The sequence below is a fragment of the Streptodolium elevatio genome (assembly GCF_040649515.1).
GTDB classification, from domain to species: domain Bacteria; phylum Actinomycetota; class Actinomycetes; order Streptomycetales; family Streptomycetaceae; genus Yinghuangia; species Yinghuangia elevatio.
Map to the genome: position 1 here is coordinate 37,021 of NZ_JBEZFP010000064.1, position 11,353 is coordinate 48,373.

Here is an 11,353-nt window from a genome sequence, read left to right on the forward strand (position 1 = left end):
TCACCACCGCCACTGGTCGGCGGACGGGGGCTCGGCACCGTACGCGTCGCGCCACGACACCACCGGGTTCCGCAGCACGCCGAGATGCTCGATCTCGGCCTCCACCACGTCGCCCGGCTTGAGGTAGTTGGCGAACGGGTCGCTCGTACCGGCCGCGACACCCGCGACGGTGCCGGTGGTGATGATGTCGCCTGCGCTGTAGATCTGCGGGGAGTGGTACGCGACGAGCTGCGGGATCGACACCTGCATCCGGCTCGTGTTGGACTTCTGCCGAACCTGGCCGTTCACGCGCAGCTCCATGTCGAGGTCGTGCGGGTCGTCGACCTCGTCCGCGGTGAGGATGTACGGCCCGATCGGACAGAAGGTGTCGATGGCCTTCGAGAAGGAGAACACGCCCGACTCCATCTCGCGGCGCTGGATGTCGCGTGCGGTGATGTCGTTGAACACCAGGTAGCCCGCGATGTGCTCGGCGGCTTGGTCGGCGGAGAAGAACTTTCCGGGTTTGCCGATCACGACGGCGAGTTCGAGCTCGTAGTCGAGTTCGTCGGTCAGGTGTTCCGGGCGGACGATCGGATCGTCGGGCCCCACAATCGCGTCGACGTTCTGGAAGAACACGATGCCCTTGTTGACCGGATGGGACCAGTTCACCCGGGCCAGGTCGTCGTGGTGCTCGCGGAAGTTGCCGGCCGTGTGGAAGAACTTCTTCGGCACGATCGGCGCGCGCAGCCGTACGTCGGCCTGCCGGTGGCGGCGCCCGGTCTCCGGCACTTTCCCACCGCGCTCGAAGAATTGGCGGGTTGTGGCGGTGTCCAGTTCCACGACGACATCGTCGGTCAGATACCCGACAAGTCCCTTGCCGTGCGCGGTGCCTGACGCCATGCCCGACGCCATGTCCGACGTCGTCTCTGACGTCGTGTCTGACGCCGCGTCGGATACGGCGTCGAAGGTCACGAGCTTCATCGGGGGCCGTCCTCTCCGGGGGCGGTGACGCGGAAGGCGCGCATTTGGAGCGCGAGCGTCGCGTAATAGCCGACCAGCGTGGTCAGTTCGAACACCGTGCGATCGTCGAGCACCGAAACGGCACCGGCGTACGTGTCGTCGTCGGCGTCCCCCTCGCGCAGTAGGGCCAACACCAGTCGCAGGGCCGCGTGTTCGGTGGCGTCGGCCAGCTCGGGGATTTGCCCGCCGCGCAGTGCGCTCAGTTGCTCGTCGGTGACTCGGTAGGCCCGTGCGACCGGCTCGTGGGCGTAGCGCTCGAACGCGCAGTCCCAGTGGGCCGCAACCGCGAGGATCGCGAGTTCGCGGACGCGCGGGCTCAGTGTCGTGGCGTACCGCACCGCGGCGCCGAGCCCTTGCAGTGCGGTGCCGAGCGGCGGCGCGAGGAGCATCGCGTTGAAGGGGCCTGCCAGGCGGCCCGTCTCGTCGGTCAGCGCGAACCCGGACGGGTCGGCGGCGCGCGGGACGCCGGTGATGGTGTCGTACAGCTCGCGCTGCGGCTCGTCCAGCCCGCCCGGGTCGAAAAGCGGCAATCTGCTCATCGGCCCAGCACACCGGAGCGGGGCCGCACTCCGTAACCGCCTTGCCATTCAATGAAAACCGCGTTCCGACCGTCCTTCGGGCGGGCCTACCGTCGGCGTGGCCGGTGGATCGGTGGATCGGTGGGCAGGTGCACCGCGCCGGCAAGTAGAGACCGCCGTACGCAGCCGGCAACGGCTGACGACGCGGCTGACGACACGGCGGACGAAACGGCTGACGACGGCGAGGTGTTGCGGTGACGGACTGGCTGGGCTTGCGGGGCCGCAAAGCGTTGGTGGCAGGCGCCGGGGGTATAGGCGCGGCCGCCGCGGCCGGCCTCGCGCAGGCCGGCGCTCGCGTGGTCGTCGCTGACGTCGACGAACAGCGGCTCAAGGCCCTCACCGAGGACACTCCCGCGATCACTCCGCTCGCCGCGGACCTTGCGACTGCGGACGGTTGCCGTGCCTGCGTCGGCGAGGCGGCGTCGATCTTGGGAGGACTCGACATCTTCGTGCACGCCGTCGGCGTCAACGACCGGCGTCCGGTGCTGGAGACGCCCGACGAGGTGTGGCGCGACATCGTCGGCATCAACCTCGACAGCGCGTTCTGGACCGGCAAAGCCGTGGGGGAGCAGATGGTCGACGCGGGCTACGGCCGCATCGTCTACCTGTCGTCGGTGTCCGGACTGCTCGCCCACGAGCACCATGCGCCGTACGCGGCCACCAAGGGCGGTGTGAACCAGCTGTGCCGCGTCATGGCCCGCGAGTGGGCGGCCTCGGGCGTCACGGTCAACGCGGTCGCCCCCGGCTACACCGAGACGGGCCTGACCCGCGGGCATCTGGACCGGGACGGCGTCCGCGCATCCCTGACCTCCCTCGTCCCGGCCGGGCGCCTCGGAACCGTCGACGACCTGGTCGGCCCGATCTTGTTCCTGTGCTCCGCGCAGGCGTCGTTCGTCACCGGCCATGTCCTGTACGCGGACGGCGGGCGCACCCTCGTCTGACCTGACCTGACCTGACTTGACCTCTGCCCTCCGACCTCGACTTCCATGGGCGCATCCGCCCCCAACCCGCCTGCTTCCCGCCCCACCGCACGTCCCGAGGAGAAAACGTGGCAGTCCCCCAGCGTTTCGACGGCCGGACCGTCCTGGTCACCGGTGCCGGAACCGGCTTCGGTGCGGAGATCGCCGTACGCGCGGCCCAGGAAGGCGCCGACGTCGCCGTGCACTACCGCAGTTCGCGCGCGGGGGCGGAGCGGACGGCGGCGCGGATCGAGGAAACCGGCCGCAAGGCGTTCGTCGTCCAGGCCGACATCGCCGAGTGGGACCAGATCAAGCGCATGGCCGACGAGGTGTGGGAGCACTTCGGGCACGTCGACGCGGTGGTCAACAACGTCGGTGACGTCGCCCGCGAGCAGCTGTCGTGGCGGGACATCTCCGAGGAGTCCATCGACCACGTCCTCGCCGTGGACGTGAAGGGCACGATGCTCTGCACCCACGAGTTCGGTGTGCGGCTCCTGGACCAGGGTGGCGGGGCCATCGTCAACATCGGCTCGACGGTCGTCGTGCGCGGCAGTGCCCGGGCGCCGCAGTACGCGGCGGCCAAATACGGCGTCATCGGTCTCACCAAGTCGTACGCGCACGCCCTCGCACCTACCGTGCGCGTCAACGTCTTTGCACCCGGGTTCATCGAGACCGAGGCGACCCTTGGCCGCCAGGACTGGCAGTCCGGCCGGGGCGAGCAACTGCGGGCGAATACGCCGCTGGGACGCATCCCCGGTCCCGAAGAACTGGCGGGCGCCGCGCTGTTCCTGGCCACCGACGACGCCGCGCATGTCACCGGCGGATTCCTCGTCGCCGACGGCGGCTACAACATGGTCGGCGCCTGATCCCGACCGCCGACACCCAAGTGCTTGAGGACCGGAGCATCCAAGCGCCGGAGCACCCAAACGCCGAAGCACCAAGCCCCTAGGCACTCAAGCACCCAAGCACCCAAGCACCCAAGCACCAGTACCACCTGACGCGCATCGGGAGGACAACTGCCATGGATGACAGCGCGATCGAAGGCCGCGTGCGGTTCGTCGGCGGCCTCGTGTTCGACGGTTCGGGAGCGCCGAGCGTGCCGGGCGAGGTCGTGGTGCGCGGCGACCGGATCGAGAGTGTGCGCATCGGGACCCGCACCGAACCCGAGCCGGGCGACCGCGTCGTGGACTGCCGGGGCGCCACGGTCATGCCCGGCATGATCGAGTCACACGCGCACCTCACCTTCCCCTCGGCCGTCGGTCACCTCGACCCGTCCTTCAACCCGCCGATGGACGTCAGCTTCTTCCACCACATGCCGACACCCGACGAGCACCTGGCGATCGCCGAACGCAACGCCCGCATCCTGCTCGACCACGGCTTCACCGGCGCCTACTCGGCCGGCTCGCTGACGCCCGTCCCCACCGAGGTACGCCTGCGCGACCGCATCGCGGCCGGGAAGGTCCCGGGTCCGCGCATGCGCGCGGCCTCCTTCGAACGCGACAACAACCCGGTGCGCATGGGGCCTGACGGTCCGGCACCGCAGGCCACCGGTCCGGACGCGGTACGGGAGTTCGTCCGGGAACAGGCCCGAATCGGCTTCGACAGCGTCAAGTTCCTGCTCAGCAACGACGACGTCTTCTTCGTCGGCGGCTCGATGGTCACGCAGTACGGCCCCGACGAGGCCGCCGCCGCGGGCGCTCAGGCCCGCGAGTCGCACGTATGGCTCAACTGCCATGCCCAGTCGCCCGATTCGATCAAACTTGCGGTCCGCAACGGGTTCCGTTCGATCTACCACTGCTCCTACGCCGACGCCGAGGCGATCGATCTGCTGGAGGAGCACAGGGAGTCGGTCTTCCTTTCGCCCGCCGTCGGCGTCATGTGGGCGAACGTCCACGAGGGCGCCGAGTTCGGGATCGACGAAGCCATGGCCGCAAAGATGGGCTCGATCGCGTCCCTCGACGCGATGACCAGGCTCTACCCGGAGCTGCGCAAGCGCGGCCTGCGTGTGTTGCCGGGCGGCGACTACGGGTTCCCCAACAACCCGATCGGGCGGAACGCACGCGACCTGGAACTGTTCGTGTCATTGTTCGAGCACACTCCGGCGGAGGCCCTGCGCGCGGCGACCTTCTACGGCGGACTGCTCCTCGACATGCCGGTCGGCCTGCTGACTCCCGGCTACCTCGCCGACGTCGTCGTGGTTCGCGGTGACCCGACGAAGGACATCGCCCTCGTGCAGGACCCGGACAACTTCCTCGCGATCATGCGCGACGGCCGGTTCCACAAGATCACCGAGTCGCTGCCGAGCGAGGCCCGGTGACGGCGCCGACCGTACGCACTGCCGCCTACCGCCAGGTGGAAGGCCGCCGCGCGCCCGAACTGGACCTGTACCTGCCTCCGGAACCCGCGGCCGTGATCGTGTACCTGCACGGCGGCGGGTGGCGCCGCGGCTCGCGCCGCGAACCACTGGACGCACTCGGCGGCCTCGCGTTCTACAGGCAACTGGCCGGACAGGGCTTCGCGGTCGTGGCCACGGACTACGCGCTGAGCGGGGAAGCCCGGTTCCCGGCGCAGCTGGACGATGTACTGGCGGCCGTCGTGTGGGCGCGCGAGCACGGTCCCACCGGCCTTCCGGTGTACCTGTGGGGCGAGTCCGCCGGAGCGCACCTCGCCCTGCTGGCCGCACTCGGCGCGGGCGGCGATCCGCGCCCCGACGTTGCGGGAGTGGTCGCCTGGTACCCGCCCACCGATCTCCTCGCCCTGCCCGCCGACCTCGCCGCCGTGGGAGCGGCGGCGGACACCGGCCCCGACTCGCGCGAGGCGCACCTACTCGGCGCGCCTCCGTCCGACGTCCCCGACCTGGCCCGGGCCGCGAGTCCGACGACGTACGCGCGCCCGGACGCCCCGCCGGTCCTGCTCGTGCACGGTACGGCGGACCGCATGGTGCCGCCCGCGCAGAGCGTCCGCCTTGCGGACGCCCTGCGCGGCGCGGGGGCCCGGGTGGAACTCGACCTCGTGCCCGGGGCAGGCCACATGTGGACCCATACCTCCGACATACCCGGCATCGTGTGCCGCTCGGTCGAGTTCCTGCACTCACTCCGTGCCGCCGAAGCGCGCTAGGAGCACCGCGACGCCCGCGACGCCCGCGCCGACCGAGACGACCACGACGACCGAGACGCCCGCGCCGACGGCGATGCCCCCGACGGCGGTGATGCCCCCGATGACGGCGATGCGCGCGATACCGTGCGAAACGATGCCGACCACCGCAGGCGCCGGGGAACCCGCACACCCCGGAACCGACCCGCCGCCGCACCGACGCGGGCGGCGTCCCGAGAACGGTGAGCCCGTGGTCGACCGCGCGCTCTCGCTCCTCGCCGCCTTCGACGCCGACCACCGCACGCTCAGCCTCAGCGAACTGGCCCGCCGCACCGGAATGCCCGCGAGTTCCGTCCTTCGCCTCGCGAACCGGCTGACCGCGTGGGGCGCGCTGGAACGCGACGACGCCCGGCGGTACTCCGTCGGCCTGCGGCTCCTCCAGGTCGCCACCCTCGCCCCACGCGGCCACGGCCTCCGCCAGGTCGCGCTGCCGTTCATGCACGATCTCGCCGAGGTCACCCGCCAACACGTGCAACTGGCGGTCCGCGACGGCCTGTCCGCGATTCTCGTGGAACGGCTGTCGGTGCCGCACGCCGCACCGGTGGACTACCGCATCGGCGGCCAACTGCCCCTGCACTCCACCGGCGTCGGCCTGGCGCTACTGGCCTTCGCCCCTCCCGAGGTCCAAGAGCAGATGCTCTCCCGTCCCCTCCACAGCGAACCCGGCAACGACCTCGTACGCCCGGACGCCCTGCGCCGCACCCTCGCCGAGGTACGCCGTCGGCGCCTGGCGGTCTACCGCCGCCAGGACGCCGCCGAGACCATCGTCTCGGTGGCCGCGCCCGTCTTCGGCGGGGACAACACCGTGGCCGCCGTCCTCGGCGTACTCGTCCCGCACCACGTCGCCCGCCCCCGCCAACTGGGCCTGGCCGTGCAAACCGCCGCGCGCAGCATCTCCCGCGAACTGGCCGCCTGCCCCTGAAGCCTTTCGGGTCGGCGTCGGATCCGTTCGCGTCCGCGCCGGCAGGGGGAGGAGCGTCCGGTCGAAGGGGGCCGTACCCTACCGTCTGGTCGGTCTCGGTCGGTCTGCCGGGCAGCCGGCCGTCAATGGACGTCTCGGGGAAGAGAAGAGTATGCGCCGCAAGATATCCGTCGTTGCCGCTGCCGTTGTCGCCGCTGGACTGTTGACCGCGTGCGGTGGTGACGGGGACGGCAACGGGCTTGGCCTGACCGACGATGCCGGCGCGCCGAAGCCGGGTGCGGGCGCGAAGGGCTTCGACGACGGCCGGCAGGACCTCCCGTCCTTCACCGCCCAGGCGCCGGCCGGTGCGGAGGACAAGCCCACGGCCACGTCCGCCGGGAGCCCAACGAAGTCTCCCGACGGTGCCGGCACCGCGGCGTCCCGGGCGTACGCCGCCTCGCTCCTGGCCTGGCTGCGCACGCAGCCGTACGGCGCGGACATGGAGGACGTTCGCCTCGAGCCGCAGCCCGACGGGAAGTTCGCGGTTCAGGTCCTCACGATGTTCGACGGCGCCGACGACGGCGACGCGGTCATCGACGGCGTCATGCAGTACTACACGACCAATTCCGAGGTGAAGATCACCGAAGTCACCGTCCTGGGACTGGCGAACCGCCAGGTGGCCTTCACCGTCGTCAAGTCCAACTGACATCCGCCCGGCGGCGGCGCTGCCGCGTCGCCGCCCGGCGTTCACCGCGGCTGTGCCGCGGGGTCTCCATCGGTCCGTGCCGCCAGCCAGTCCGGCCACGGCACGGGCGGGTTCGGCAGGGGAGTGATGTCGCGTTCGGCCAGGAGGCGTTCGAAGCCCTCGCGGTCGGCGGGGAACGCGCGAGGGTCACCCGCCATGATCTCGTAGAGGGTGGCGCCTTCGGGGCCGGCGACGAGCGGACCGAAGACAGCGCCCTGCTCAAGGGTGATGTGTGTGCCGGCCGGGCAGGGGCGATCGCCGATGAGGACTTCGCCGGCGATGACGAAGACGTAGTGCTCCGACATGTGGCCGTGGCGTTCGACGACGACGCCCGCGTCGTAGCGGGCGTAGATGACCATGCGCTCGGGTGTCCACTCCAGGAACTTCTCCCAGACCGAAGTGCGGCGCCCGTTGTGCGACTGGGCCTTGACCTCGTGCCAGGGGGCCTCGGAGATGTGCGTGATCCGCAGCTCCGGGGCGCGTTCGGAGGCGGCGTGTGCGGGGGGTGTCTCGTCGGCCATGAGGGCGGTCGTCCTTCCGCTGTGGCGCGAACCGGGGCTTGTGCAGATCGCTTTGTGGAAAGTAGCTTTTTGAAAAGCTACTTTCAAGGGGCGCGAAGCAGAGCCCGGTCCTGAGCGCGGATCCCGCACGCGAAACGGCCGTACGCGCTCGAGCGGGTACGCCGCCCGGCCTCGGCGTGCCCTCGACCCTGACCCGGAAGGCCCACCGCAATGACCCCTGCCCCTGTCCCTGCCGCCACAGCCTCCGCTTCCGTTGCCCCTGCCGCCTCCGCGTCCGCCTCGGCCGGCGTCACGCCCGCGCCCGATGCCATGCCGCTGATCATCTCGGTCGACGACCACGTCCTCGAACCGCGCGACCTGTGGCAGAACGAACTCCCGGCGGAGCTGCGCGAGCAGGGTCCGCGCGTGGTGCGCGAGAAGGTGAAGCTCGCGTTCTCTGGTGGCAATTACGGGTTCGAGCGCAATGTCGAGGACGGCCAGTGGTGTGACGTCTGGGTGTACGACGACCTGGTCTTCCCGACCGGGCGCCTGCACGCGCCGGCCGGCTTCCCCGAGGACGAGGTTCGCAACGTCCCCGCGATCTACGAGGACTTCCGCCCCGGCGTGTACGACCAGGCCGCGCGCCTCGCCGACATGGACGTCAACCACGTCGAGGCGGCCGTCAACTTCCCCAACACGTTCCCGCGCTTCTGCGGACAGGGCTTCGCCGAGCGCAAGGACAAGGACCTGGCCTACCGCTGCCTGCGCATCTACAACGACTGGATGATCGACGAGTGGAGCGCGGGCGCAGGCCGGGGGCGGCTGATCCCGCTCACCCTGGTCCCGCTGTGGGACCCGCAGCTCGCCGCCGCGGAAGTGCGGCGGTGCGCGGCCAAGGGCTCGTACGCCATCGCCTTCTCCGAGAACCCCCACCGGCTCGGCTTCGCGTCCATGCACTCGGGCGAGTGGGACGTGCTGTGGGCCGCCTGCCAGGAGACCGGTACCGCGGTCACCATGCACATCGGCTCGTCGTCCCACATGCCCAGCACCTCGCCGGACGCACCGCTCGCCGTCAGCATGGCACTCAGCTCGCAGAACGCCCAGGGCTCGCTGATGGACTGGATCTTCTCCGGAACGCTGGCCCGATTCCCGGCGCTGACCATCGCGTACGCCGAGAGCCAGGTCGGCTGGATGCCGTACCTGCTGGAGCGCGCCGACCTGGTCTGGCGCGACGGCGTCGGCGGCGTCGACCTGCCCGACCCGCCGAGCTCGTACGTGAAGGGCCGCGTGTACGGCTGCGTCTTCGACGACCAGCACGGCCTGATCTCGCGCGAGTCGGTCGGCATGCGGAGCATCCTGTTCGAGACCGACTACCCGCACTCCGACGGCACCTGGCCCAACTCCCGCGCCGTCGCGCACCGCCTGTGCGAGGGCGCCGGGATGAACGCCGACGAGGTGTATGCAATGCTGCGCGGCAATGCCATCCGGGCGTTCGGGCTCGAACGCTTCGGGATCACGTCGTGAGGTGCCCAGGTCGATGAGCGACGCCCCCGAGTGGCCCGGCCTGCCCGAGGGCGAGGCCGGGCTGCTCACCCGCATCGTGCGGTTGAACATGCTGGTGACGACGGTTCTGGACCGGCTGGTCGAGCCGTACGGCCTGTCCGTCGCCGACTACCTGGTGTTGGCCACCATCCGGCGCTCCCCGGACCGCCGCGCGTCGCCGGTCACGGTCGCGGGCGTGCTGGGCCGGACTACGGGCGGGCTGAGCTTGGCCGTCGACCGCCTCGCGGCCGCGGGCTGGGTCCGCCGCCTGCCCGATCCGGCGGACCGCCGCCGCATCGCGCTGGAACTCACCGCGGAGGGACGCGACATCGCCGAAAGCGTCAACGCGTCCCTGCACGAGTGGGAGGCGGGCCTGCCGCTGCCGGCCAAAGGCCGCGGCGAGTACGTGCGCCACCTAGACGAACTCATCGCCTTGGTCGAGGACGCATAACCGGCTTTGGCCGTGCCGGATGACGGGCGATCTCCTCATCCGTGTCCCGGTGGGACGATCCCCGGTCGGACATGTCGCGGACGTGTCCCCGATGCCCGCGTCCGAATCGAATGTCGTCGTCGGCGTCGGTGGCCCCACCGACACGCCCGCCGCCACCACGAGGTTCCTCCCATCGCCGGCAATTGCCGCTCTTGAGAAGCCTTCCCGCGAACGCCGCGGTTCGGGCCTTCCCCTCAACGGATGTGGAATCGGGCTCGACTCCCGTGCAACCCCAGGGCGCCGAGTCGGGGTTTGTCCGGGCAGAGAGGTGCGAGGGAAGCGTGAGGAAGCGGCTGCCTTGAACGAATTAGCCCTGCTGTGACACCCCGTCGGTTCGTGGCACGGCGAGGCGGCGCACCCACCTCATCCTCGCCGGTGTCATGCCCGGGCCGGCAGCGGCATTCCGCCGGCCACCGGGCTCCACAACAGGAAGGAACAGCAGAATGTATGGGTCTCAGCACCGCACACACGGGGATGACGCTTCGTTCCTGGCGCCGGACGACGCAGGGAGCAACGCCCGCCGCCGCAACCGCCGGGTCGGGTGGGCGACTTGCACGGTCTCCGCGGTTGCCGCCGTCGCTGTCGTCTCCACGGTCGCCCTGACGGGCAGCGGTGGCGAGAAGCGGCAGACGGTGCTGCCGCCCCCGGGTCCGCTGGTCGCGGCGGCGCAGCCGGAGGGCGTCGCCACCACGTCGTCCGATGCCGCCCAGAGCGCCGCGGACCCGGGCACTCCCGGAACTCCCGCCGACAGCCCAGCCGGTACCCCGAGCGCCGCGACCGCTCCGAAGACCGCGAGCGCTCCGAGCACTCCCGGCGCCTCGAAGCCGAGCGCCGCGAACCCCGGGGCCACAAAGCCTGGAGCCGCGCCCGCCAACGGAAGTGCCGTCGGCACCGACAGCGCGAGCGGCAAGGCGACCATCGCGCCGTGCGCCCCGGACGCGTTGGCGGTCTCCTCCCAGAAGGAGCCCCCGGACGCCACAGAGACCAGGCACCTCCTGATCACCGTCCAGAACGCCGGCAGCACGACCTGCAATCTCTACCGCCACCCCTACATCCTGCTCGGCAACGGCCAGGCCCCGGCCCCCGTGATCGAGGACAGCGACCCGGACCCGGGCGTGCCGGTCACGCTCGCACCGGGGAAGGAGGCGTACGCGGCCATGGTCCTCAACGGGCCGATGGACGAGTACGAGGTGACGAGCATCAGCCTCACCCTCCAGGGCAGCGCTCCCGGCAGCAAGGCAGGCGGGCCGATCGACGTCCCCATGCCCGGCGCGACTCCGCTGTACGCCAACGACTTCCAACGCGTCACGTACTGGACCACCGCCCCCGGTTACGCGCTGGACTTCGTCCTGTCGAGGTGACCGTCCCGAACAGGCCCTTCCGGCCGGGCGCGGGCGCGTCCTCCGGCACCGCGTCGAGGAGCAGCGCGCCGAGCGAGAACGCGGCGATGCGGCTGCCGGCCTCGGCCGCGCGGTACCACCAGCGG

The 11,353-nt window shown here is 70.9% G+C and carries 13 protein-coding genes; 9 read left to right on the plus strand and 4 right to left on the minus strand.

Going from position 1 to position 11,353, the window contains the following annotated elements; genetic code table 11:
• Positions 1-960, minus strand: coding sequence for a fumarylacetoacetate hydrolase family protein (locus tag AB0C36_RS23615; RefSeq protein ID WP_358357045.1), 960 nt, complete (start codon positions 958-960; stop codon positions 1-3).
• Entirely contained in the window at positions 957-1,538 is a 582-nt protein-coding gene (locus AB0C36_RS23620) for a carboxymuconolactone decarboxylase family protein (protein WP_358357046.1), read from the minus strand. The genes AB0C36_RS23615 and AB0C36_RS23620 overlap by 4 nt, the downstream gene beginning before the upstream one ends.
• Before the next feature lie 233 nt (positions 1,539-1,771).
• Between AB0C36_RS23620 and AB0C36_RS23625 the strand changes: the two genes are divergently transcribed.
• The 4 genes from AB0C36_RS23625 to AB0C36_RS23640 all read left to right on the plus strand — a co-directional run bounded on the left by AB0C36_RS23625 (position 1,772) and on the right by AB0C36_RS23640 (position 5,653).
• Complete coding sequence (locus AB0C36_RS23625; RefSeq protein WP_358357048.1) at positions 1,772-2,518, plus strand: SDR family NAD(P)-dependent oxidoreductase; 747 nt, start codon at positions 1,772-1,774, stop codon at positions 2,516-2,518.
• Positions 2,519-2,625: 107 nt separating this feature from the next.
• Positions 2,626-3,402, plus strand: a complete 777-nt coding sequence (locus tag AB0C36_RS23630) for an SDR family NAD(P)-dependent oxidoreductase (protein WP_358357050.1) — start codon at positions 2,626-2,628, stop codon at positions 3,400-3,402.
• A 155-nt stretch (positions 3,403-3,557) separates the two neighbouring features.
• Complete coding sequence (locus AB0C36_RS23635) at positions 3,558-4,853, plus strand: amidohydrolase family protein (RefSeq protein WP_358357052.1); 1,296 nt, start codon at positions 3,558-3,560, stop codon at positions 4,851-4,853.
• Complete coding sequence (locus AB0C36_RS23640; RefSeq protein ID WP_358357054.1) at positions 4,850-5,653, plus strand: alpha/beta hydrolase fold domain-containing protein; 804 nt, start codon at positions 4,850-4,852, stop codon at positions 5,651-5,653. The genes AB0C36_RS23635 and AB0C36_RS23640 overlap by 4 nt, the downstream gene beginning before the upstream one ends.
• Here the strand turns inward: AB0C36_RS23640 and AB0C36_RS23645 are convergent.
• Positions 5,627-5,797, minus strand: coding sequence for a hypothetical protein (locus AB0C36_RS23645; protein ID WP_358357056.1), 171 nt, complete (start codon positions 5,795-5,797; stop codon positions 5,627-5,629). The genes AB0C36_RS23640 and AB0C36_RS23645 overlap by 27 nt on opposite strands.
• Between AB0C36_RS23645 and AB0C36_RS23650 the strand changes: the two genes are divergently transcribed.
• The gene (locus tag AB0C36_RS23650; protein ID WP_358357058.1) at positions 5,787-6,611 is read left to right on the plus strand and encodes an IclR family transcriptional regulator; all 825 of its coding nucleotides are present in this window, start codon (positions 5,787-5,789) and stop codon (positions 6,609-6,611) included. The genes AB0C36_RS23645 and AB0C36_RS23650 overlap by 11 nt on opposite strands.
• A gap of 151 nt (positions 6,612-6,762) precedes the next feature.
• On the plus strand, positions 6,763-7,296 hold the full coding sequence (locus AB0C36_RS23655) for a hypothetical protein (RefSeq protein WP_358357060.1): 534 nt from the start codon (positions 6,763-6,765) through the stop codon (positions 7,294-7,296).
• Positions 7,297-7,337: 41 nt separating this feature from the next.
• Here the strand turns inward: AB0C36_RS23655 and AB0C36_RS23660 are convergent, their stop codons facing one another.
• Positions 7,338-7,856, minus strand: a complete 519-nt coding sequence (locus AB0C36_RS23660) for a hypothetical protein (protein WP_358357062.1) — start codon at positions 7,854-7,856, stop codon at positions 7,338-7,340.
• Between the two features lie 210 nt (positions 7,857-8,066).
• On the opposite strand from AB0C36_RS23660, the gene AB0C36_RS23665 reads away from it, so the two are divergent.
• From AB0C36_RS23665 to AB0C36_RS23675, 3 genes are all read left to right on the plus strand, one after another.
• A complete protein-coding gene (locus tag AB0C36_RS23665) occupies positions 8,067-9,359 on the plus strand; it encodes an amidohydrolase family protein (protein ID WP_358357064.1) in 1,293 nt (430 codons plus the stop codon).
• Between the two features lie 13 nt (positions 9,360-9,372).
• Complete coding sequence (locus tag AB0C36_RS23670; RefSeq protein ID WP_358357066.1) at positions 9,373-9,828, plus strand: MarR family winged helix-turn-helix transcriptional regulator; 456 nt, start codon at positions 9,373-9,375, stop codon at positions 9,826-9,828.
• Between the two features lie 482 nt (positions 9,829-10,310).
• Entirely contained in the window at positions 10,311-11,228 is a 918-nt protein-coding gene (locus AB0C36_RS23675; protein ID WP_358357067.1) for a DUF4232 domain-containing protein, read from the plus strand.
• The last annotated feature ends 125 nt before the right edge of the window (positions 11,229-11,353 follow it).

Bases quoted from the DNA above. Each gene is read 5' to 3' on its own strand.
- AB0C36_RS23615 (WP_358357045.1), bottom strand. From the start codon at position 960: ATGAAGCTCGTGACCTTCGACGCCGTATCCGACGCGGCGTCAGACACG.
- AB0C36_RS23620 (WP_358357046.1), bottom strand. From the start codon at position 1,538: ATGAGCAGATTGCCGCTTTTCGACCCGGGCGGGCTGGACGAGCCGCAG.
- AB0C36_RS23635 (WP_358357052.1), top strand. From the start codon at position 3,558: ATGGATGACAGCGCGATCGAAGGCCGCGTGCGGTTCGTCGGCGGCCTC.
- AB0C36_RS23650 (WP_358357058.1), top strand. From the start codon at position 5,787: ATGCCGACCACCGCAGGCGCCGGGGAACCCGCACACCCCGGAACCGAC.
- AB0C36_RS23655 (WP_358357060.1), top strand. From the start codon at position 6,763: ATGCGCCGCAAGATATCCGTCGTTGCCGCTGCCGTTGTCGCCGCTGGA.
- AB0C36_RS23660 (WP_358357062.1), bottom strand. From the start codon at position 7,856: ATGGCCGACGAGACACCCCCCGCACACGCCGCCTCCGAACGCGCCCCG.
- AB0C36_RS23665 (WP_358357064.1), top strand. From the start codon at position 8,067: ATGACCCCTGCCCCTGTCCCTGCCGCCACAGCCTCCGCTTCCGTTGCC.
- AB0C36_RS23670 (WP_358357066.1), top strand. From the start codon at position 9,373: ATGAGCGACGCCCCCGAGTGGCCCGGCCTGCCCGAGGGCGAGGCCGGG.
- AB0C36_RS23675 (WP_358357067.1), top strand. From the start codon at position 10,311: ATGTATGGGTCTCAGCACCGCACACACGGGGATGACGCTTCGTTCCTG.